Raw genomic sequence first — 23289 nt, 5'->3', positions numbered from 1 at the left:
ACATGGAAAACACATTTACATTAAGCCGCCAAGATAACGGCATTGCCTTACTGACTATGGATGTTGTGGGTGAAACCATGAACACCCTTAAATCTGAATTCGCCTTTGAAATTAACGAAATTATTGAAGAGATTAAGCAAGATAGCCGGATTAAAGGGCTGGTATTAGTCTCTGGTAAACCAGATTCATTCGTGGCTGGCGCTGATATCAGCATGCTAGATAACTGCCAAACCTATGCTGATGCCAAAGCCTTATCACAGGAAGGTCATCAAGTGTTTGCCGCTCTGGAAGGTTTGAATATTCCCGTGGTCGCTGCGATACATGGCCCGTGTTTAGGTGGTGGTTTAGAGCTTGCCTTAGCATGTCATTCACGGGTGTGTAGTGACGATGCTAAAACCCAGTTAGGCGTCCCAGAAGTGCAACTAGGTTTATTGCCTGGTGGTGGCGGCACTCAAAGATTGCCGCGCTTAGTGGGAATAGCAAAAGCATTAGATATGATGCTGACGGGTAAGCAAATTCGCCCTAAGCAAGCGCTTACTATGGGGCTGGTGGATGATGTAGTACCTGTCACTATTTTGACTCAAACCGCCATCAACATGGCGCTTGCGGGTAAAAAGAAGCGTAAGCCAATCAAACAAACCTTGGTGGAAAAGTTATTAGAAGGCAATAGTATTGGCCGCAATATCATTTTTCAGCAAGCGCATAAGCAAGTGATAAAAAAGACCCAAGGCAATTATCCTGCGCCCGCCAAAATTATTGATTGCGTGCGCCAAGGCATGGATAAAGGCATGAGCAAAGGGCTTGAATTTGAAGCCAGCCATTTTGCCAACTTGGTGATGACCAAAGAATCAGCGGCCATGCGAGCGTTATTTTTTGCCATGACTGAAATGAAAAAAGAAATCAAGGTTGATGGTATAGCACCTAAGAAAGTCATGAAAGCCGTGGTGTTAGGTGGCGGCTTAATGGGCGGCGGAATTGCCTCAGTGACAGCCTCAAAAGCCAAAGTGCCAGTGCGAGTGAAAGATATTAACGAGCAGGGCTTAAGTAATGCTTTGGCTTATGCCTACAAGTTAACTGAGAAGCCAGTAAAACGTCGTCATATGACGGTCGCCGCTCGCGATAAAATAATGGCCTTGATGACCACCACCACCCAATATTCTGGGATTAAAGATGCCGATATTGTGATTGAAGCCGTATTTGAAGACTTAAACCTTAAGCATCAAATGGTTAAAGATATTGAAGCTCATTGCGGGCCTGAGACTATTTTTGCCTCTAATACGTCGTCGCTACCTATTGGCCAAATTGCCGCCGTGGCTAGCCGTCCAGAAAATGTGATTGGTCTACATTACTTCTCGCCAGTAGAAAAAATGCCGCTGGTGGAAGTCATTGCCCATAAAGGCACGTCGGCACAAACCATTGCCACTACTGTGGCCTTTGCGCGTAAGCAAGGCAAAACTCCGATTGTGGTGCAAGATGGCGCCGGTTTCTATGTCAATCGTATCTTAGCCTTGTATATGAATGAAGCTGCGCAATTGTTGCTTGAAGGGCAAAGCGTGGCACACCTTGATAAAGCCTTAGTTAAGTTCGGTTTTCCTGTTGGACCTATGACCTTATTAGATGAGGTTGGCATAGATGTCGGCGCTAAGATTGCTCCCATTTTAACGACTGAACTGGGTGAACGCTTTATGGCGCCGGCGGCATTTGATCGCCTGATTAATGATGGCCGTAAAGGGCGCAAAAATGAGAAAGGTTTTTATGTTTATGGTGCTAAGTCATCTAAAAAAGCTAAGCAAGTCGATGAATCTGTGTATGCGGTACTCGGTATTAAACCGAGCGCCGATATGGAAATGACGAGCTTAGCTGAGCGCTGCGTTATTCAAATGTTGAATGAGGCCGCTCGTTGCTTGGATGAAGGCATTATTAGTTCGGCGCGGGATGGTGATATTGGCGCCATCTTTGGCATCGGCTTCCCGCCATTCTTAGGTGGTCCATTTAGATACATGGATAGTTTAGGTATTGCGAACGTAGTGGCGAAGTTAGAAGCTTACCAAGCAACCTTTGGCGATCGTTTCGCGCCATGCCCTCGCTTAAAAACTATGGCGCAAGACAGCCGCACTTTCTTTTAAGTGTATTCACTGCCAATGACGTTATAACCATTAACTAGTTGATTAGATTATTCAAAAAGCGGCCATCACTGGCCGCTTTTTTATTTTTAGCGGCAAATTGATTCCTAGGTTATCCATTTAATATTTAAGTGTCATTGATGCACCGTATGCTTAATGCACTAGGTATAGACAAAGTCAGAGTGACAAAAGGTATTGCAAGATACCTAGAGCGCACAGAGTGTCGCTAGAGGAAAGGGGCTGTAAGGCACTAAGATATGAAATAAAAGAGGTAGTTTATTTGAAAGATAGGGAGCATGGCTCCCTATCTTGCTTTGTTATGAATGTTGACTAACGCACCACTAGTTCCACCAACGTTTGGCTGGAATGACTTCTAAACGCTGTAAACCTTCAGGTAGTTGCACCATTTTCCGGGGAGCCTTTTTTAACCCAAGTGCTCTTTTTATCACGGTAATCATGGGATTTCCTGTGCTCTGCTGTTTATGCAATGTCTGTGCTGTCATTAAAACGTACCCAAGGCAGGGCGGCAGTTTCGGTTTCAGTGAAACGTACCCAAGGCAGGGCGGCAGTTTCGGTTTCAGTGAAACGCACCCAAGGCAGAGCGGCAGTTTCGGTTTCAGTGAAACGCACCCAAGGCAGGGCGGCAGTTTCGGTTTCAGTGAAACGTACCCAAGGCAGGGCGGCAGTTTCGGTTTCAGTGAAACGCACCCAAGGCAGAGCGGCAGTTTCGGTTTCAGTGAAACGCACCCAAGGCAGTGCTGCAGTTTCGGTTTCAGTGAAACGTACCCAAGGCAGAGCGGCAGTTTCGGTTTCAGTGAAACGTACCCAAGGCAGAGCGGCAGTTTGATTGGATAAATCAATTGCGACTGGAGCCTGAATTGAAGCAGACACAGAAGTTGCTAGCACTGACAAGCTTAATACTATCTTTCTAATCATCGTTGTTTTCTCTCGTGTTGATTTAAGTTGTTTTTATTGACAGCGAGATATATTTGCATTTTGTATGCCAATTCAGATGCGTGCTAGGACTTAAATTAGTGTAAGTGGTTAAAGTTAATTTTTAATGGAGTGAGAGGCATTCTGCGGCCGTAGCTAAGCTATATTGATTTTATATAGGCGCTCAGTGCTGTTAGGTGATGATAGCCTGAGCTAAATCATATGCGCTGACTTTAAAAGCGTTTTTTAATAGTGATTTTTGCCTATGAACAACATGTTTTACTAATTAATCGACTAGTGGATTGATGAGACTATTGATGAATATTTCAATGGACTAAGTCATCGACCACTTAGTGGACATCACAAGTGTTGTATTCGATATGATTGAGATTATTACACCAAAGAAGCTAACCAAGAATTAGGTATAGACTCTCACTTGGATACTATAAGGAAAGAGGGTGACAGCCTCGTTAGCGCTTAATATGAAAGGAAAAAAGGAAATTTTAGGGCTTCATTTATCCGAAAATGAAGGCGCTAATTACTGGCTATCCGTACTGACCGATCTTAATAATCGTGGTGTAAAAGATATTCTTATCGCCTGTGTTGACGGCTTGACCGGTTTCCCTGAGGCGATAGCCAGTATCTTCCCTAATACGGAAACACAGCTAGGTGTTATCCACCAGATCCGCAACTCAATGAAGTATGTCGCCTCAAAACATCAGAAAGCGTTTATGGCTGATTTAAAGCCTGTGTATCGAGCCGTGAGTAAAGAAGCCGCAGAGATGGCATTGGACGAACTGGAGGCCAAATGGGGTGATGCTTATCCGCTGGTAATCAACTCTTGGCGTCGCAAATGGCATAATTTGTCCCATTATTTTAGGTACCCAGAACATATCAGGAAAGTGATTTACACGACCAATGCCGTTGAGGCGGTACATCGCCAATTTAGAAAGCTCACCAAAACCAAAGGTGCTTTTCCTAATGAAAATAGCTTGTTGAAGCTACTTTATGCAGGCATATTAAACGCCTCAGATAAATGGACCATGCCAATCCACAATTGGAGCCTTTGTTTATCTCAGTTAGCGATTTATTTTGAAGGGCGTTTAGATAGCGTGCTAGAAATTTAAAAATTAGCCTGACACAGAATTTTGAACGCCCTCGTTTTTTTAACAAAAAAGGGATTTTTGTGATTTCTAGATTTAAGACGTTATCGGTTAACCAATTCACTTTCATCACTGCGTTGTTTTATGTTGCCATTTTCAATCTACCTCTCTTTGGTATAGTGCGAAAAGGAATTGAAAAACAACCAGAAGTCGATCCCCTTTTCATCGCATCTATGCCGCTATTTTTAACATTTGCGCTGAGTTTTTTGTTTTCAATTTTTACCGTCAAATACCTGCTGAAGCCCTTTTTCATTGTATTGACGTTACTTTCCTCAAGTGTATTTTTTGCCGCCTATCAATACAATGTCGTATTTGACTACGGCATGATCGAAAACACGTTTCAAACACATCCTGCTGAAGCATTGATGTATGTAAATCTTGCATCAATTACCAATCTACTGCTGACTGGGCTATTACCGTCATATCTTATTTATAAGGCCGATATTCATTATCAGCCCTTTTTTAAGGAGTTATTGCATAAATTAGCCTTTATGCTGCTAATGTTCGTTGGCATTGGGATAGTCGCCTTTTTTTACTATCAAGATTATGCTGCATTTGGTCGAAAAAACAGTGAGTTAAGGCGTTACATTGTCCCTACCTATTTTGTCAGTAGTGCATCTAAATATCTCAATGAGCACTATTTGCAGACGCCCATGGAATACCAACAACTTGGCCTAGATGCGAAGAATGCCAGTCGTAACCCGAACACTAAACCTAACTTATTAGTGTTTGTTGTGGGTGAAACTGCGCGCTCAATGAGCTATCAATATTATGGATATAACAAGCCAACCAATGCTCATACCCAAAATCAGGGGCTGATTGCGTTTAACGATACTAGCTCATGCGGCACGGCCACGGCGGTGTCTCTACCCTGTATGTTTTCACGAATGGGGCGGGCAGACTATGATCCTCGCCGTGCTAATGCTCAAGACACAGTGATTGATGTGTTAAGTCATAGTGGTATAAAAGTACAGTGGTTTGATAATGATTCTGGCTGTAAAGGTGTGTGTGATCAGGTTGAAAATCTCACGATAGATTTGAAGAGTGATCCGAAGCTGTGTTCTGGCCAATATTGTTTTGACCAAGTATTGCTCAACAAATTAGATAAAATTCTGGCAGTAGCACCAAGTCAAGATACAGTAATTTTTTTGCATATCATTGGTAGTCATGGACCAACTTATTATCTTAGATACCCGCCAGAGCATCGTAAATTTATACCGGATTGTCCGCGCAGTGATATCCAGAATTGCAGTAAAGAAGAACTGATTAACACCTACGACAACACTATTCTATATACGGATTTTATTCTCAGTGAAGTGGTGAATAAATTAAAAGGTAAGCAGGATATGTTCGATACTGCAATGCTGTATCTCTCTGACCATGGTGAGTCTTTGGGTGAAAAGGGCATGTATTTACATGGTGCGCCCTATAGTATTGCACCGAAAGAACAAACTAGCGTACCAATGCTGGCTTGGGTATCTAATGACTTTAGCCAAGATAATCAGTTGAACATGACTTGTGTTGCACAGCGAGCAGAACAGGGCGGCTTTTCCCACGACAATTTGTTCGACAGTTTGCTAGGACTTATGAATGTAAAAACCACTGTCTATCAGAGCCAACTCGATATTTTTGCACCTTGTAGATATTAGGGTTATTCCATAATTATAGCGCGTCAATTAGCTTGGCCGATCCAGCGACAATTAACTTGGCCGGTTGAGACTCGGTTTAATTTAGTTTGTTTTGGGCTTCTTTTCGCCTGTAGCTTTCTCCTTTGCATTGCAAAATTTTCGCGTGGTGGATCAGCCTATCGATTGCAGCTACGGTCATCACGGTGTCACTGAATAACTTATCCCAATCTTCGAATGATTGGTTTGAGGTTATTATTAGGCTATATCTTTCATAACGATGCGCGATAAGCTCGAACAAGACGCTAGTTTCTTCTGTACTTTTTTGCACGTAGCCTAGATCGTCTAAGATTAACACTGCAAATCTGTCCAATTTGACTAGGGCTTCTGGCAATCTCAGCTCTTCTTTCGCTTTTTGCAGGTGCTGCACAAGTAGGCTCGCACTCATAAATTTAACTCTATGCCCTTGCTCTACAAGACGATAACCAAGTCCAGCGGCAATATGTGTTTTACCTAAACCACTGGCACCGAACAGCAAGATATTATCTCCTGTTTTCAACCACTCAGCATTATCGGCTAAATGCCAGACTTGCTTCTTGGATAAGCCTTCAACCTCGCTAAAATCATAGGTATCAAGATATTTACCTATTGGTAACGTTGCTTCTTTTAAGCCTCGGTGCAATCGCTTTTGTTCTCTGCAACTGAGTTCTAATTGGCATAATTCAGCTAAGTAACGCTCCACCGGCCAATGCTGCTCTCGTGCTTTCTCAGCCAACGGTTGCCAATGTGGAAGTAAGCTCACTAGCCGAAGCTCTTTGAGAATAATAGGCAACGTTTCAACTGACATATTCATTCACCTCGTCAAGAATTTGCTGATAAGACGCTAAGCTATGTTGTTGTACTTTAGGGTTAAATTCCCACTCTTCGTCTTTTAAAAAACGTTCTTCACAGTCAACTATGTTTGGCCGTTGCCCTAGGTTTATCCCTTCGAGAACGAATCTTCCTACCGCTTCTTCACGATCTGATTTACTGGCGATATTGAGTAACCTAACCATATAAAGACTTGCTTCATCAGCACTTAGTAGAGCATCGACATTCTTCCATATTTGGCGATAGTCTTCATTTGGAAGCAATTGGTCTCGCCATTGGCACCCCCTGAATGCTCGAGGTTTTTTCACTAGTGCACCGATTAAGTGACGATAATTAATTTGATGACCGCGATTATTTGCTGACGTATGTACGCGAGTGAGCGTGGCGGTGTGCACTCCATGGCAATAGATATCTAATTTTTTATCGAAAAGATGCACGCGCAATGTTGCACCGACGAGTCTGGATGGTACTGAATAAGTCACTCGTTTTAACTGAAACGTACTGGTGCTCGATACTTTTACTGGGTAAATTTCGTAATTAACACTTTCAAATTTAGGTAAGGGTTGTAATTGTCGTTGCTCATCGATGAGAAGTGCCATAATACGGCGATTACGTCTTTGGACGACGTCATCAATAAATGTTTCATACTCGTCAATGCTATCAAAGTCACTTGAACCTCGAATAGCCAAAGCTTGTCGGATTTGGTTTTTTAGATGATTGTTGGCGCTTTCAATGGCACCATTTTCATGGGCAATGCCGGTGTTATTTTTAGAAGGTTTGAAACCATAATGAATCGATAATTCTGAAAATCGTTCAGTAAATAATGTTTCGTTGGAATGGTTTTTATAAGCAGCGCTCAAGCTATCCGTTCTGACTTCCTGTGGAACACCATTTGATTGTTCAAAGGCATTTTGTAAGCCTGTAGCAACAGCTACGAAGCTTTCTCCGCCGTATACGACTTGAACGTAACTCCAACCACTTGCAGGTAATCGATAGTTAAAAAATCGATGCTTAAGAGTTGTTCCTCTAATCGTGACAATGAAATCCGCCCAAGTGAAATCCATGATCCCCAACTGACCGAATTCTTTAACTTGGCGAAAAATAACCTCTTTATCTTGGCCATTTATCTGTCGCCATTTTTGAATACGTCGCTCAAGGGTTCGCCTTAGCGTTACAGCGAAAACATCTGAATATTCTTCGCAAAGATAATCAAACACGCCAACAGGAGTAATAGTGTCAGAAAGTTGTAGGAGTGGTAAAACGACGGGGTCCCATACAAGTTCTAGGGGGTCGGTACGAGTACGGTAGTTTCGAGGTTTTGATGGGCCTAATTGTCGCTGGCCGGATTCAATTCGTCTTGCAGAGCGTTCCGAAATGCCAGCTTTGCTCGCCGCAGTAACTTGAAGGTGATCTTTTCGTTTAGACATAAATAGCCTTATTTGTTGATCTGTAATTCGATGACCTGGCACAAAGAACTCCCTTAGAATCTTTGTCCAGAATGTATCAGATCAACCGGCCATTCTAATTGTCGCTGAACCGGTCAGGGTAATTGTCGCGCAATACATAATGGTGAATACTGATTATTGAATACATGAACAGATGATTAATTTTCTTAATGTGCGGCGAAAAGGCAGTCTGATAATGAATACAATTTAATGGGTAGTGTTCATAATTCTGTGTCATTTCAGTAAAATATTCAAAAACAGGAATGACACATGACCCAACCTTTTAACTTCGAACAAGCCCTTAAAGATCTGCAGTCAGGTAAAAGCCTCACAGGTAAAGACAGCATTCTTGGTCCACTGATCAAGCAACTCACTGAAGCGGCTCTCCAGGCTGAGCTTGAGCAGCATTTAGCGCATGATCCTCTGCCTAATCGTAAAAATGGCAAAACCCCTAAGACCATTAAGCATCCGTCCGGTAACTTTGAGTTAGACACCCCTAGAGACCGCAATGGCACTTTTGAACCTCAGTTGATTAAGAAAAATCAAACTACGCTAACCGATGAAATCGAACGTAAAGTGTTATCGATGTTCAGTATAGGTATGAGCTATCGCGATATTAATCAACATGTTGAAGATATGTATGGGATCAATGTATCTAACGCAACAGTCAGTGCTATCACTGATAAACTCATCCCCGAACTTAAAGCGTGGCAACAGCGCCCATTAGATAGCCATTATCCTATCGTTTGGCTTGATGCGATACATTATAAAGTCAAAGAGGATGGGCGTTACGTCAGTAAAGCCGTTTACACATTGTTAGCGCTTAATATGAAAGGAAAAAAGGAAATTTTAGGGCTTCATTTATCCGAAAATGAAGGCGCTAATTACTGGCTATCCGTACTGACCGATCTTAATAATCGTGGTGTAAAAGATATTCTTATCGCCTGTGTTGACGGCTTGACCGGTTTCCCTGAGGCGATAGCCAGTATCTTCCCTAATACGGAAACACAGCTATGTGTTATCCACCAGATCCGCAACTCAATGAAGTATGTCGCCTCAAAACATCAGAAAGCGTTTATGGCTGATTTAAAGCCTGTGTATCGAGCCGTGAGTAAAGAAGCCGCAGAGATGGCATTGGACGAACTGGAGGCCAAATGGGGTGATGCTTATCCGCTGGTAATCAACTCTTGGCGTCGCAAATGGCATAATTTGTCCCATTATTTTAGGTACCCAGAACATATCAGGAAAGTGATTTACACGACCAATGCCGTTGAGGCGGTACATCGCCAATTTAGAAAGCTCACCAAAACCAAAGGTGCTTTTCCTAATGAAAATAGCTTGTTGAAGCTACTTTATGCAGGCATATTAAACGCCTCAGATAAATGGACCATGCCAATCCACAATTGGAGCCTTTGTTTATCTCAGTTAGCGATTTATTTTGAAGGGCGTTTAGATAGCGTGCTAGAAATTTAAAAATTAGCCTGACACAGAATTTTGAACGCCCTCATTTAATGCTAGCGATAGCATATCGTTCATGTTGTAAAGCGTATAAATAATGACCAGCATCCTCTCATTAAATACTTAATACCGATTTTGCCCCGTAACTATCTTCCTTCGGGGCTTTTTTTTGTCCCAAAGTGAGCCCGTGAATCATTCTAGGTAAGTCTGATTCATCGAAGGGTAAGGTTCATAGCATTAATTCAAATGGTCTCAGCTTCGAAACAAAAACCGGTAATTTTTGCTTTTGTAAGCAATTTAAAAACTCTGATACTGTCATCGCGGGATTCTTTAAGCTACTTCTTTGCTGTTGAGCAGCTTTGATACAAGAGCTTGGATCTAACTCAAACATGTCGCACAAAAACTCATCAGGATGGATAGCTGATAGTTCAAGTATATTGAGTTCTGACTCAGGAAAATCCTTAAGATTAAACGTTATGATGGCCTCTGCGTGCCCTTTTAAAGCCGCAGCAACCACATGCCTATCATTCATATCAGGCAGTGTTAATCCTTTAATTAACGGCTCATACCCTTCAATAAGGCAATCAGGTACATTTTCATTAATCAGTTGTTTCGTTCGTTCTAACATTGCTTCTGTGATGCGTGGATTATTCAGCAATACATTACGCATCCATTCATCATGGATTTGCTCAGTCCCCCCTGTGTCAGGATTGTTGTCACCCTTAAATAATGATTATTTAAGGGTGACTGCATGCTTCGGATGAATCCGAACACTCATTTCGGTCTAATCCGATCACTCATTTCGGTTTAATCCGATCACCTGTTTCGGTTTTATCCGATCATTTTTAGCTATTTTCCGAAATCGCTGTTCGGTTTGCCGGAACCGGTGATCGGAATGCCGAAATGCCGTTCTTTTTATAACCAAATCAACTGGTAAGCTCGTCCTAATTTTAATGTACTTAGGAAAAGCTAACCATGGCTAGAAAGAGAACAGATATGAGCAAAATTAAAGATATTTTGAGACTTCGCTTTGATGCAGGGCTCAGCTTAAGAGACATCAGTAAGTGTTGCGCTATTGGCCCCGCCACGGTCAGCGAAATCCTCTCACGCTTTGCCGCCAGCGGTTTAGGTTGGCCGTTACCCAATGACACCAGTAACACCGAACTCGAACAAGCGGTCTATAAAGGCAAAAATTCCTCTAGGCATAAGCGCCAACCTGACTACACGTTGATGCACCAGGAACTAAAGCGTAAAGGTATGACCAAACTGCTGTTATGGCAGGAATATCGGGATGTGGATACTGCCACAGCTTATGGCTATACGCAGTATTGTGAACACTATCAAACTTGGATAAAAAGTCTGAAGCGTAGTATGCGGCAGCTTCACATTGCCGGTGATAAGTTATTTATTGATTACTGTGGCCCTACTGTCGCCATTCTTAATCCTGATACTGGCGAAGTCAGATATTATGCGCAAATCTTCGTTGCTACCTTAGGGGCTTCTAATTACACCTATGTTGAGGCTGGACGCTCTCAGCAACTTGAAGACTGGATCATGGCTCACGTCCGTGCATTCGAGTTCTTGGGGGGCATTCCGCGTTTACTCGTGCCAGATAATCTGCGTTCTGCGGTAACCAAAGCACATCGTTACATGCCGGTTATCAATGAGAATTATGCCCGCATGGCTCGTCATTACAGTACCGCTATCATGCCAGCCAGGCCTTATAAACCAAAGGACAAATCAAAGGCTGAAAATGCGGTATTAATTGTTGAGCGCTGGATCCTAATGCGTTTACGCCATGAACACTTTTACACGCTTAGCAGTTTAAATCAGCGGATCCGTGAACTGTTACATGATCTTAATCATCGTCAACAACGGGTGCACCCTGGTTCTCGTTACGAGCTCTACAGCCAATTTGATAAGCCTGCCTTGATGCCGTTACCTGCTTACCCTTACGAGTACATCGATAGTAAACAAGCCCGTGTCGGGCCGGATTATCACATAGTTTATGCGAAACACGCGTACTCGGTTCCCCATAATCTAGTGAGCCATACCGTTACCATTGAGGCTACCACGCAAATCATCTGTGTGTACTACCAAGGGAATATCGTGGCACAGCACCCCAGAAAACATCAGGACGGAGGCTTCACCACCGTTAAAGAGCATATGCCTGATGCGCACACCAAACAGCGCTGGAGTAGTGAAAGGTTACTGGGTTGGGCTGACAGCATTGGTAGCGGCGTCAGAGCGGTTATCGCCTTCCAGCTTGAGCATCGTCAACATCCGGAGCAGGCAGTTAAAAGCTGCTTGGCTATCTTGAGTCTGGCCAAAAAGTACAGTAACGAACGACTCGAAGCCGCGAGCCAGATGTCGCTGCTACTGGAGCAGCCGTACCTGAAAGTGATAACAAATCTGCTTATGAATAACAAAGAGCAATGCTCAGTCGCAAGTGTTACAGATGAACAGCCTGCACTGACCCACCATAACATCCGCGGCCAACATTATTACCAATAAGGAACCCCATATGAGTTTAGCGACATTACATGAGCAACTACGCGCATTACGGCTTGGCCACTTCACCCAGGCGTTGCAGCAGCAACAATCACAACCCGATACGTACATGGATATGAGCTTTGAAGAGCGACTGAGTTTGTTGGCAACACATGAACTGCTTTGCCGTGATAACACTAAAGTACAACGGTTAACAAGGCAGGCTAAATTACGTATTGATGCACGAGCCAACCACATAGACTACCGTGCCAATCGAGGGCTGCGTAAAGATAAAATTGCCGCCTTACTCAATGGCCAATATCTGCACTACAACCAAAACATAATCCTAACAGGGGCAACTGGCTGCGGTAAAACCTATCTTGCCTGCGCACTAGCCACGCAAGCTTGTAACCAACACCAGAGCGTACGTTACTATCGGCTCGGAGAGTTATTGGATGAGCTACAACTCGGTCGGGTCGACGGTTCATACCGCCAGCAGCTTAACGCCTTGGCTAAACGCAAATTGCTAATACTGGACGACTGGGGCATGGAAGCATTAACGGCACGTCAGGCCAATGATTTATTGGACGTAATGGAAATACGTTACCAGCAATCAAGTACCATCATAGCAAGCCAAATACCGGCCAGTGAGTGGTACAAACTGATCCCGAGTCCAACTATTGCAGATGCACTATTAGATCGGTTATTACATAACAGCCACAGAATTGAATTAACAGGAGAGTCGATGAGAAAACTAGACCAATCCGATCACTTAGCGTAAAAATACAGTTATAAAAAAGACGGTTTATAGGTGATCGGATAACTCCGGAATCACTGTTCGGAATCACCGAAATACGCAGGTGACAACAATCCTGACACAGGGGGTACTCACCGCATTCTTGTTCATGAACTTCGTAACCCACTATTTTTCTACTGTAAATATCTTCAAACATGTACAGATAATAGAACTGGCCTTTGACGGTTGAAGCCAAATAAGTGATGTCCCACGACCACAGTTGATTCGGCCCATCAGCGAGGGCGTTCAAAATTCTGTGTCAGGCTAATTTTTAAATTTCTAGCACGCTATCTAAACGCCCTTCAAAATAAATCGCTAACTGAGATAAACAAAGGCTCCAATTGTGGATTGGCATGGTCCATTTATCTGAGGCGTTTAATATGCCTGCATAAAGTAGCTTCAACAAACTATTTTCATTAGGAAAAGCACCTTTGGTTTTGGTGAGCTTTCTAAATTGGCGATGTACCGCCTCAACGGCATTGGTCGTGTAAATCACTTTCCTGATATGTTCTGGGTACCTAAAATAATGGGACAAATTATGCCATTTGCGACGCCAAGAGTTGATTACCAGCGGATAAGCATCACCCCATTTGGCCTCCAGTTCGTCCAATGCCATCTCTGCGGCTTCTTTACTCACGGCTCGATACACAGGCTTTAAATCAGCCATAAACGCTTTCTGATGTTTTGAGGCGACATACTTCATTGAGTTGCGGATCTGGTGGATAACACATAGCTGTGTTTCCGTATTAGGGAAGATACTGGCTATCGCCTCAGGGAAACCGGTCAAGCCGTCAACACAGGCGATAAGAATATCTTTTACACCACGATTATTAAGATCGGTCAGTACGGATAGCCAGTAATTAGCGCCTTCATTTTCGGATAAATGAAGCCCTAAAATTTCCTTTTTTCCTTTCATATTAAGCGCTAACAATGTGTAAACGGCTTTACTGACGTAACGCCCATCCTCTTTGACTTTATAATGTATCGCATCAAGCCAAACGATAGGATAATGGCTATCTAATGGGCGCTGTTGCCACGCTTTAAGTTCGGGGATGAGTTTATCAGTGATAGCACTGACTGTTGCGTTAGATACATTGATCCCATACATATCTTCAACATGTTGATTAATATCGCGATAGCTCATACCTATACTGAACATCGATAACACTTTACGTTCGATTTCATCGGTTAGCGTAGTTTGATTTTTCTTAATCAACTGAGGTTCAAAAGTGCCATTGCGGTCTCTAGGGGTGTCTAACTCAAAGTTACCGGACGGATGCTTAATGGTCTTAGGGGTTTTGCCATTTTTACGATTAGGCAGAGGATCATGCGCTAAATGCTGCTCAAGCTCAGCCTGGAGAGCCGCTTCAGTGAGTTGCTTGATCAGTGGACCAAGAATGCTGTCTTTACCTGTGAGGCTTTTACCTGACTGCAGATCTTTAAGGGCTTGTTCGAAGTTAAAAGGTTGGGTCATGTGTCATTCCTGTTTTTGAATATTTTACTGAAATGACACAGAATTATGAACACTACCCATCAGCCTGATAACTTAACGGTTTGCTTCGATTTACAGCAATCTGGGTGCGACCACGATGATTAAGTTGATTATTGGCATGTAATACTCTGTAAAAGCTTGATTCTGAGGCGATATAAATTCCGCTATCTAATAATGTCGGCACAATTTGCGACGGTGGTAAGCTGGCATACTCCTCTTGATTACACACACTTAATATCTGTTGTCGCTCATGTGCTTCGAGTTTATTTGCCGGTTCTGGTCGAGCCGCTATTGGTCTTAAATCGGCTTGCACTTGGCCTGCTCGATACCAACGTCGATAAGTGCGTTTACTGAGTCCAGTTTCAGCACAAGCCTTGTAAAGGCGAGCACCATTGGTATACGCCTCTTGAATTAAGGCAATCAATTCTATGCGCTCAGGCAAGGGAGTTAGCTCTCCTCGCTGTCGTCCCCCCAGAGCGCATTGAGCTTTTTTCTGAGCACCAGTAACGCAGCAGCTTCAGCCAGCGCTTTCTCCTTGTAGCGCAATTCTCGTTGCAATGATTTGATTTCGGCTCTGTCAGCCTTGGCCTGCTGTTTAATGGTTTTGGTTTGTACTTCTGAGGTTTGAAAACCAGCTAAACAATCCTGTTTCCACTGCTGTACTTGTTCGCGAAACAAGCCTTTTTCACGGCAATACTGACTTAACTCGGCTTCCGATAGCGGGGCTGTTTCAATGAGTACCGCAAACTTAGCTTCAGCTGACCAGTCATCAGTTGTTAATGTTTTACCTGGCACGGGGCGACCTTCTTTTCTGACAATATCTCGCCAATGATACAAGGTTTGCACCGCAATGCCTTCTTCCCGAGCAACCTCTGCGACCGTTAAATTGTGAGGCGGTAATAATTTTTTAAGGATCGCCTCTTTACGTTCTGGTGAATACCGAGCCATATCGTTCTCTTTTGCCGCACCCTGTCTTTAAAAATGATGATTATTTAAGGGTGACAACAATCCTGACACAGGGGGCAGAATTATGAACACTACCGCTTGGCCAAGCCCTTGAGCAAACCAATGACTTTACCAGTGACCAGACTAACAAGCTTCGCAATCTTATCAAGTAAGACAGAGGCTTTACCATAATGCTCACAGAAGATTACCAACTAATCACAGCCAATGAATTGCCAAGTGTAAACAAATTTGATGAAGTCAAATCCGCCTTGCACTCAGTCAATCAATGGAACGCTATTCTTAAAAAAATCCTGATAGTGTAAATAACTTATGTTAACCACTAGCTTACCTGTTCGTTGGTTTTTGGATAAACCTGAGAAAATTAACTAGATTAGTTTAGCTGACTAGCTGAAGTTGCTTTTCCTCTTGAAGATCTGTTAAAAGTTGTTGAAATTCGCTTTCCTTTAACGGCTTGCTAAATACATAACCTTGTATTTCTTCGCAATTAAGTGATTTTAATATGGCTAGCTGTGAAGCGTTTTCAACACCTTCAGCCACCACTAACAATCCCATATTGTGGGCAATCGTGATAATAGAATCAACCATCTTCATGTCACGTTCTGAGTTGGTAATATCATCAATAAAGGCTTTATCAATTTTGAGTGTATGAATAGGAAAGCGCTTAAGGTAAGACAAAGATGAATAGCCAGTGCCAAAATCATCTAAGGCTAAATGCACCCCCATTTCAGCCAGTTCTTGCATGACTTTAATGGCTTTTTCTGGCTGTTTAATCACGGTCCCTTCGGTAATTTCAATTTCTAGGTGGTGAGGCGGTAAGTGTGTAAATTGTAAAATAGACTCAATTCGTTGTTGTAAATCAGCTAATGCAAATTGATGTGACGATAAATTGACGGCAACACGGCCATTAAATAAGCCTTGTTCGCGCCAATGCTGAGTAGCAAAACATGCTTTTGTAAGCACTAGGTCGCCGATTTCAGCAATAAGGCCAGTTTCCTCTGCTAAAGGAATAAACTCACTTGGTGGGATTAACCCAAACTCAGGATCCCTGAGACGGACTAAGGCTTCCATACCATTAAGCATATGGTTTTTTACATCAACTTTTGGCTGATAATAGACTTCAAAATAATTGTGCAGCAATCCTTTTCTGATGAGGTTTTCCATTTTTAATTGTTTGATAGCATGAAGGTTTAACGATTCAGAGTAGAACTGGTAACGATTGCCACCCGCAGATTTGGCATGATACATAGCAATATCCGCTTTCCTTAATAATGCTTGCTCGTCTTGCTCATCTTCAGGATAAAATACTATGCCAATACTGACGCTGACGACCATAGGTTCTTGATTGATAATGAAAGGGTCAATGAATGCCGTAATCAAACGAGAGGCTATATTGGCGCAGCTACTGATATCTACGTGGTTATCTAATAATACAGCAAACTCATCCCCCCCTAATCGATAGATGCTAGCAGTACTAGGTAAGCTTAGTACTAAGCGGCTAGCGACTAAGCATAACAACTGATCACCTACTTGATGTCCTAGTGAGTCATTGATTTTTTTGAATTTATCTAAATCTAGTACCATTAAAGTATGATGCTGATCTTTCTTGACTAAGTTATGCAGGCTGACTTGTAAGTTAGCGCGATTAGGTAAGCCCGTGAGTACATCATTGTTGGTAAGTTTTCTTAATTCTTCTTCTTGGTATTTACGGCGACTAATATCTGAAAATACTCCTACATAATGACTTAATTCACCTTGTTCATCATTAATAGCGTCAATCGTGATCTCGATTAAAATACTATTGCCATCGCCGCGTATTGATTCAATTTCATCGCTCCAACGACCATCGTTGCGTAATAATGCTTTAATTTGTGCTGAATAACTTTTTGGGTAGGCGTCAAAACTTAGAGGTTGGCCAATCAATTGCTGCCTATTTTTACCAGTAATATTGCAGCAGGCTTCGTTCACTTCCACAAAGCAATAGTGCGCATCTAAAATAAACATACCTTCAGAGATATTCTTTATGGCTCGTTCGAACAACTTGAGTTGTTCTTCAGCTTGCTTGAATATGCTGATATTTTTGATAGTACCCGTCATTCGAAGAGCATTATCAAACTGATCTCTTTCCACAATTTTGGCTCTATCTAAGATCCACAACCAATTGTCATGTTTGCCTTTTACTCTATAAGCCACTTCAAAATGATCGGTTTTGCCATCAAAATGCTGATTTAGTGCCTCACTTACTCTAGATTGATCTTGCGGATGAATATTACTGTCTTCTCCAATAGTGCCTGAGCGGCGACCATCGCGAGGAAATTCTAACGTTCCCCAAATATTAGAACGAAAAATATGTCCGGTTTCTATATCCCAGTCCCACATTTCATCACCACTGCCCCAAAGTGACAGCTTAAGGCGTTCTTCACTCTGTGCAATTTGCTTTTGAATGGCGGCTCTTTTGGCAAATGCTCTTAAGATGATGGCGATGATCAGTAAGCCAATTACTAAATAAATTAATTTGGCAGAGGTTGATAACCACCAAGGTGGCGTAATCACTAAGATAATTGATTTTTCAGGCCCAATGTTTTGTGTCTGATTATCAGTGGCATATACACTAAATACATACTTACCTGGCGAGAGGTTAGTATACGTTGCCGAGTGGGTGTTATTGGCCTCTATCCATTGGTCGGACAGCTCTGATAACTTATATTTGAAGGTAAATTGATTATTGCTGCGGCCAATCGCGCTAAAGTTGATAGTAAATGGATAGTCAGAATACTTTAATTTAAGCTCTTCGGTATGATTAATAGTGCTAGCTAAAAATTCACTGCCAACACGCTGAGATTTATTGAAAATGAGTAAGTCGTTAAAGGCGACTCTTGGCGTTGGCATAGATTTAAAGTAATTTTCAGCTTTGGCCGGGTTAACTAAGTCTATGCCATGGTTACCACCGAGCAAAATAGAATTGTTAACTGTAGATATTGCTTGTGCATTATACTCGTCTTGCGCACCATTATATCTATTTATGATAGTCTTATTGTGGTTTTTAGTGTTGTAGATAATGACTTCACTTACCGATGCTGCGATGACATATTCATCAATTGCCGCTAAAGAATAAATAGATTTTTTATTGTTGTGGATATAAGTGATATTTTTTCCATTGTAATGCTTTAGTCCAGATTCAGTGCCAAAATAAATTTCTTGGTTAATGGTGACCGCATTAATGGCAAAAGAATCCTTGATAATATGCGAACTAGTATGTTGGTTTAATGAGTAAATGCCTATTTGAGTGGAGATCAGCGCTGAGTCGTTGCCTAGGTGTATGTTGAAAATTGGATAGCCATTACTAACAAGTACAGTGGTGAATTGATCATTGCCATCGACCTTAGTGATGTAACCGCTAATGTCACCGACTAACAAGTCACCATTAAGCCTTGATTTTGATATTACCGTATACTGGCCATCGGCAATTTTTTCTATGTTGCTTGTGATTTTATTTAATTTAAATAGACCTTTTAAGCTACTTAGGTAAATATAGTTGGTTTCATTTGCGATGGATTTAGCGCCTAGTATACCGGTGACGTAAGTGTGAACTGCTTGACCAAACTTATCATAATGAATGATATCGCCATTTTCATAGGCAATGAAAATACTGTGGTCGTTATTATTGCTACTGGCTATATCCCATACACTATCGGCTCTAACTTTGACGCGATTAATGATGTTAGCGGTTTTATCAATCAGAATAAAACCTTGGTTTACAGTAGCTATGATTAGTTTGTCATCTGTAGCAAATAAATTAGGTTTGGCGATGATAGGTATATCGTTATGAAGAATCCCTAATTCATCAAACCTGACGCCATCTATTGATGATAAAATATTCTTTTTTGATATGGCATAAATAATATTATTTTTTACGACGAGAGAGTCTATGTCTTGTGTGTTTGATATCAATTTGTTGTTTGTATCAAATAAACCATTGTCTCTTACCAATATAGCTTTGCCCTTAAAGGATTCAATTTGTTTACTATAACCAAGCGGGGTAATGATATTGTTTTTTGATAAATAGGTGTTGCCATTATCGGTACGTAATACTATGCCTTGATTGACTAATTCAAATGTGAGAATGTTTTCGTCATTCGTTAGGTGTAATACTTCAACTAATTTACTCAAGTCTTGACTTAAACTAAACACTTTGTTCGTCGTTGAAATAAAAATCTGTCCGTTATCTTCATGAATATGCCCGACGGCAAAATTTACGATAGGGATAGCGGTAAATTTATCCTGTTTGCTGTCATAAATTACTAAGCCATGATTGGTGCCGACTAATAAACGATTGCTTGAATCATTAAGTAAACTACGGATAAATGAGGTAGATAGTCCTGAGGTGGCAGAAGCCACATAATGACTAAAGGTATTACCATTATAACGATTAAGGCCATTAAACGTACCTATCCATAGGTGGCCTTCAGCGTCTATCGCGACAGATGATGCCGCGCTTTCAGACAAGCCTTCTGCAATGCTAAATTTTTTAGCATTAAGCATAAAGGGAAGGTGCGAATTTTGAAGGTGTTCAAAGCTCCAAGCAAGTGTGCTCGGCAGGGATGCGAAAATGAATAGCAAGCCTAGAAAGATGTTTTTTAGCATATAAGGTATTGTTTTTATTTGCCATAGTAATGCTTTAGTCTTACCACTTTTCCAGAACTCATGGCGCTTGTAAACCCCACTTACGACTGAGTCGGATAGATTTCAATCAAAAGTTTGATCTGCTTGTTTTAGTTTTCGCTGTGATAGACGTATTGGCGGCAGTTAATGCTGTTCTTGTCGATAGGCTTAGCCGTTATTACTAGCCTTAGTGAAGAGTGTGATGGTTTTCGCTTAATCGAATAAATATGTATAAATTTTAAATAAATGGTCTATTTAGACTTCCCGCCTCGAAAGGCGAGCATAGTCGTAAACTTGTTTACCTGTATAGACAGTCACAAGAGTATTCATAATAGCTATAGCAAAAATAGCTGACTGTGATCTTTGAAATGTGTTAAGTCAGTTATCTGATTAGTGGAGCTAAACCTTGGCTGCTGCTGATGAGCTTGGCCAGTGGAATGCAAGATAAGTCTATCGGCATGTTTAGTGCGCATGTGATTGACAATAAAGCTAATCAAATCAGCTCGGGTTAATTTATCGATTTGTTCTACTACTTTTTCTCGTTGATTAAATTGATAGTCTTTATGACCTAAACTTGCCCAATAGCGTTGCGAGCGTGTTTTTAGGTTGGCGTCATGCTCCATGACTTGGTTAATTAGCCCTTGTTTAGTGCTTTGCCATTGTTCTGTGGTGATTTGCATAATGGCATAAGTGAAATCTGCGATAAATTCATCGATGGCTTGCAGTAATTTAACTGGGCCAGTGGCGGGGGATTGAATATAAAAAATGATCCCAGGGTGGCGATGCAGGGGTAAATAACCAGTGCCGACCACATAACCTAATTGTTTTTCGGTGCGCAGTTCGTGAAAAAAGTTAGATGACATGCTGTGATTCAAAAGACTGAGAATCGCCATCGAATGCTCGTCGCTAAATTCAGACTGATAATACACAATTATGCTGCTGTCTTGATGATCGATACAAAGCTCACGATACAGAGTGCCGCGTCCTTTAAGGTTAATTAGTTCGCGCCGTGTTTCATGGCTTGGCAAGCTGACTAAGGTCAGAATTTGTTTTAGGTGTAACGCCAGATTTTGTGCTTCTTTCGCTAACCAATTACCATAAATCATCCCTTCTAAATGTAACTTCTCATAAAACAGTACTATATGATTGTGCAGATGCTCTAAGCCAATAGGCTTTAATGCTTCAGCCATTTTGTGCGGTTCATAAGAACAGCGCTGTAAGGTCACGGCCATGCTAGTAAACAACTGTGAAATTGGCTTAGCCTGGCTCTGATTCTGCCAACCGCGAATTAATTGCTCTTTAATGCGGGCGAAATTAGTGGGTGAAAAATTACGTTCACGCGCTTTTTCTATCAGTAATTCTAATAGTTTACTTTGCTTGCCTGTATATCCTGACAAGTGCAAAGTGATCCCACCTTGATGGGAATAAATATGATAACTAAGACCTGCGACTTCTGCTTGATAGGTATCCTCGGTGAGTGCATCGAGTAGCATTTCTACATAAAAACGGGTGAGCGCTGCGTGAGTGACGGTTTTACTCGCTTGCTCTGAGTCCAACGATAAAAAGATATGCGCTTTAGGCACATTAAATTCATCATCTTTTTTATGCCATAAACGATAGCCTTTACCTTCGGCAATTATCTTGGGCACAGCACTGATATTGGCTTCATGGCTTGGTTCAGTATCATCAGGAATAAACGGGTTCGCCGGGGGTAAAGACAATTGCTCACACCATTTATCGACTTGCCATTTATCTAAGCGCTCACTGGAAATCGCAGTGTTTTTATAGGGCGTAAAATACCACGGTGCTTGTTGATCGGTTTCAAGCCCAGGTGCCACTAGCTGTATTCTTAAATTGTCTGGCGATAGTTTATCTAACAAGGCTTTGGCTTCAGCTATTTGTAAACCATCCATACGATAATCACCAAATATGGTATCTACAGCAGGGTAGTGCTGCATATTAATACTAAGATGGCTGGCTAAATCGAGCGGACGCACGGGTTCTTGATATTTATAGGCAAGTGTTAGTAAGGTTGAGCGCTCTTGATAACGCCAATCTTCTAATCCTTGTTTTTTTATTAATAGAATTGCTTCGAAACACAAAGTGATAATGTCATCAATATGCTCAAAGCCTTCATCGGTCAGCTGAATATTGATGCAATAATCTTTAAAGTTATAACCATTGACGCCGCCACCTGCTGACAGATTGCTTGCAAAGCCCATTTCTTTAAGGCAATGCAACAAGCTGCCATAACTTTCATTGCCTAGTAGATGGCTAATAAAGGTTAACGGTTTAGTGGCGTACAGCTTATCTATGCCTTCCAAGGCAAAACTTAAGGTTAAGCGTTTTTGATCTTTTAATGGCACTATTTCAATTTGACGGTGTTGCTCATTTGGCGTAATTAATGCGACTTCAGGATAGTGTTTGCTGAGGTTATGGTTGTTAATCGCTGAGAAATATTCCACAGCGAGTTGCTCAAGTTGGCTGAGTGTAAACGGTGCCACTATGCACAAGGTCATTAAGTTAGCACTGTAATTTTTACAGTAGAACTCAATCAGTTCTTGTCGCAGTAGCTGCGCTTCGCCACTTAAGGTAACTAGGTTACCCACCGAAAAATGACTAAAAGGGTGGTCTTGATTAACGCTGTCTTTTTGTACTTGATAGATGCGGCGAATGTCATCTTTTAATTTGAGGCTAAATTCAGATTCTATCGCTTGGCGTTCTCTATCCACGAACTCCACATTAAAGGCTGGAGCAATAAAAAATTGACTGAATCTATCAAGTGACTCTGCTAATTGATCTTGATGAATACTGTAAAAGAAATTCGTGTGTTCTGTGCCAGTCCAAGCATTATTACTACCCCCATGTTGATTAATAAAATGGTGATATTCAGCGGGATCTGGAAATTTTTCGGTACCTAGGAACAGCATATGCTCTAAAAAATGAGCCATGCCAGGGCGTTGTTTGGGATCGTCGAAATGGCCAACATTCACAGCCATAGATGCAGCCGCTTGATTGCTTTGCATATCAGACACTAACAAAACCCTCAGCTGATTGGCTAAGGTAAGATAAGCATATTGACGACTATCATGCTTGCTGGTGTGGATTTGAGTCAGCGCTATGGGCAAGAGACGCTCCATGATTAAATGTCTGACTTATATCTTGATTGGCACTGAAGGGTTTGGCAAATGTCTTTTGGCTAATTTGTTTTAATGAGCGGGTTAAATCGCATAATAGTGGCACTATTGGGACTGAAATCGCTAACTGCT

General features: G+C 41.8%; 14 protein-coding genes and 2 pseudogenes. 7 read left to right on the top strand and 9 right to left on the bottom strand.

Translation table 11 applies throughout. From position 1 onward, the window contains the following. The first annotated feature begins 2 nt into the window (after window positions 1-2). Window positions 3-2126 (top strand): fatty acid oxidation complex subunit alpha FadJ, encoded by a 2124-nt coding sequence (gene fadJ / locus FJQ87_RS13240; protein WP_140933037.1) that lies wholly within the window; start codon window positions 3-5, stop codon window positions 2124-2126. 477 nt (window positions 2127-2603) lie between these two features. Here fadJ and FJQ87_RS13235 read toward each other — a convergent pair whose 3' ends face one another. After that, window positions 2604-3059: a hypothetical protein gene (locus tag FJQ87_RS13235; protein ID WP_140933036.1), complete on the bottom strand. Its 456-nt coding sequence runs from the start codon at window positions 3057-3059 to the stop codon at window positions 2604-2606. A 455-nt stretch (window positions 3060-3514) separates the two neighbouring features. Here FJQ87_RS13235 and FJQ87_RS13230 point away from each other — a divergent pair, with 455 nt between their 5' ends. Further along, window positions 3515-4183 (top strand): IS256 family transposase, encoded by a 669-nt coding sequence (locus FJQ87_RS13230; RefSeq protein WP_276613142.1) that lies wholly within the window; start codon window positions 3515-3517, stop codon window positions 4181-4183. Between the two features lie 59 nt (window positions 4184-4242). Further along, complete coding sequence (locus FJQ87_RS13225; protein WP_140933035.1) at window positions 4243-5868, top strand: MCR-4 family phosphoethanolamine--lipid A transferase; 1626 nt, start codon at window positions 4243-4245, stop codon at window positions 5866-5868. A 76-nt stretch (window positions 5869-5944) separates the two neighbouring features. Here FJQ87_RS13225 and istB (FJQ87_RS13220) read toward each other — a convergent pair whose 3' ends face one another. Both istB (FJQ87_RS13220) and istA (FJQ87_RS13215) read right to left on the bottom strand, forming a co-directional pair. After that, a complete protein-coding gene (istB, locus tag FJQ87_RS13220; RefSeq protein ID WP_011839978.1) occupies window positions 5945-6691 on the bottom strand; it encodes an IS21-like element ISSba11 family helper ATPase IstB in 747 nt (248 codons plus the stop codon). Beyond that, window positions 6681-8183 carry an IS21-like element ISSba11 family transposase gene (gene istA, locus FJQ87_RS13215; protein WP_140930934.1) on the bottom strand — a complete coding sequence of 501 codons (1503 nt, stop codon included), beginning with the start codon at window positions 8181-8183 and terminating at the stop codon, window positions 6681-6683. The genes istB (FJQ87_RS13220) and istA (FJQ87_RS13215) overlap by 11 nt, the downstream gene beginning before the upstream one ends. Before the next feature lie 246 nt (window positions 8184-8429). Between istA (FJQ87_RS13215) and FJQ87_RS13210 the strand changes: the two genes are divergently transcribed. Then, the gene (locus FJQ87_RS13210; RefSeq protein WP_140929975.1) at window positions 8430-9632 is read left to right on the top strand and encodes an IS256-like element ISSod4 family transposase; all 1203 of its coding nucleotides are present in this window, start codon (window positions 8430-8432) and stop codon (window positions 9630-9632) included. A gap of 214 nt (window positions 9633-9846) precedes the next feature. Here the strand turns inward: FJQ87_RS13210 and FJQ87_RS13205 are convergent, their stop codons facing one another. Beyond that, entirely contained in the window at window positions 9847-10287 is a 441-nt protein-coding gene (locus tag FJQ87_RS13205) for a PIN domain-containing protein (protein WP_240778721.1), read from the bottom strand. A 305-nt stretch (window positions 10288-10592) separates the two neighbouring features. On the opposite strand from FJQ87_RS13205, the gene istA (FJQ87_RS13200) reads away from it, so the two are divergent. Together istA (FJQ87_RS13200) and istB (FJQ87_RS13195) are read left to right on the top strand one after the other, a co-directional pair. Then, complete coding sequence (gene istA, locus FJQ87_RS13200) at window positions 10593-12131, top strand: IS21 family transposase (protein ID WP_140933034.1); 1539 nt, start codon at window positions 10593-10595, stop codon at window positions 12129-12131. Between the two features lie 10 nt (window positions 12132-12141). Next, the gene (gene istB, locus FJQ87_RS13195) at window positions 12142-12888 is read left to right on the top strand and encodes an IS21-like element helper ATPase IstB (protein ID WP_140933032.1); all 747 of its coding nucleotides are present in this window, start codon (window positions 12142-12144) and stop codon (window positions 12886-12888) included. Between the two features lie 103 nt (window positions 12889-12991). Here istB (FJQ87_RS13195) and FJQ87_RS13190 read toward each other — a convergent pair. The 3 genes and pseudogenes from FJQ87_RS13190 to FJQ87_RS13180 form a co-directional block, all read right to left on the bottom strand. Continuing rightward, a pseudogene (locus FJQ87_RS13190) lies at window positions 12992-13141 on the bottom strand (DDE-type integrase/transposase/recombinase); the annotation flags it as partial. A gap of 33 nt (window positions 13142-13174) precedes the next feature. After that, window positions 13175-14377, bottom strand: coding sequence for an IS256-like element ISSod4 family transposase (locus FJQ87_RS13185; protein ID WP_140929975.1), 1203 nt, complete (start codon window positions 14375-14377; stop codon window positions 13175-13177). Between the two features lie 55 nt (window positions 14378-14432). Next, window positions 14433-15343: pseudogene (locus FJQ87_RS13180) on the bottom strand (transposase); the annotation flags it as partial. A gap of 188 nt (window positions 15344-15531) precedes the next feature. Between FJQ87_RS13180 and FJQ87_RS18980 the strand changes: the two are divergent. After that, the gene (locus tag FJQ87_RS18980; RefSeq protein ID WP_276613141.1) at window positions 15532-15663 is read left to right on the top strand and encodes a hypothetical protein; all 132 of its coding nucleotides are present in this window, start codon (window positions 15532-15534) and stop codon (window positions 15661-15663) included. A gap of 73 nt (window positions 15664-15736) precedes the next feature. On the opposite strand, the gene FJQ87_RS13175 is transcribed toward FJQ87_RS18980, so the two are convergent. Next, complete coding sequence (locus FJQ87_RS13175; protein WP_140933031.1) at window positions 15737-20002, bottom strand: EAL domain-containing protein; 4266 nt, start codon at window positions 20000-20002, stop codon at window positions 15737-15739. 353 nt (window positions 20003-20355) lie between these two features. Continuing rightward, on the bottom strand, window positions 20356-23160 hold the full coding sequence (locus FJQ87_RS13170) for an insulinase family protein (RefSeq protein WP_140933030.1): 2805 nt from the start codon (window positions 23158-23160) through the stop codon (window positions 20356-20358). Window positions 23161-23289: the final 129 nt, after the last annotated feature.

It is taken from the genome of Shewanella sp. SNU WT4, from assembly GCF_006494715.1.
In the GTDB taxonomy this organism is placed as follows: Bacteria; Pseudomonadota; Gammaproteobacteria; order Enterobacterales; family Shewanellaceae; genus Shewanella.
The sequence above is the reverse complement of the archived record's forward strand: the minus strand, read 5'-3'. Positions and strand labels throughout refer to the sequence as shown.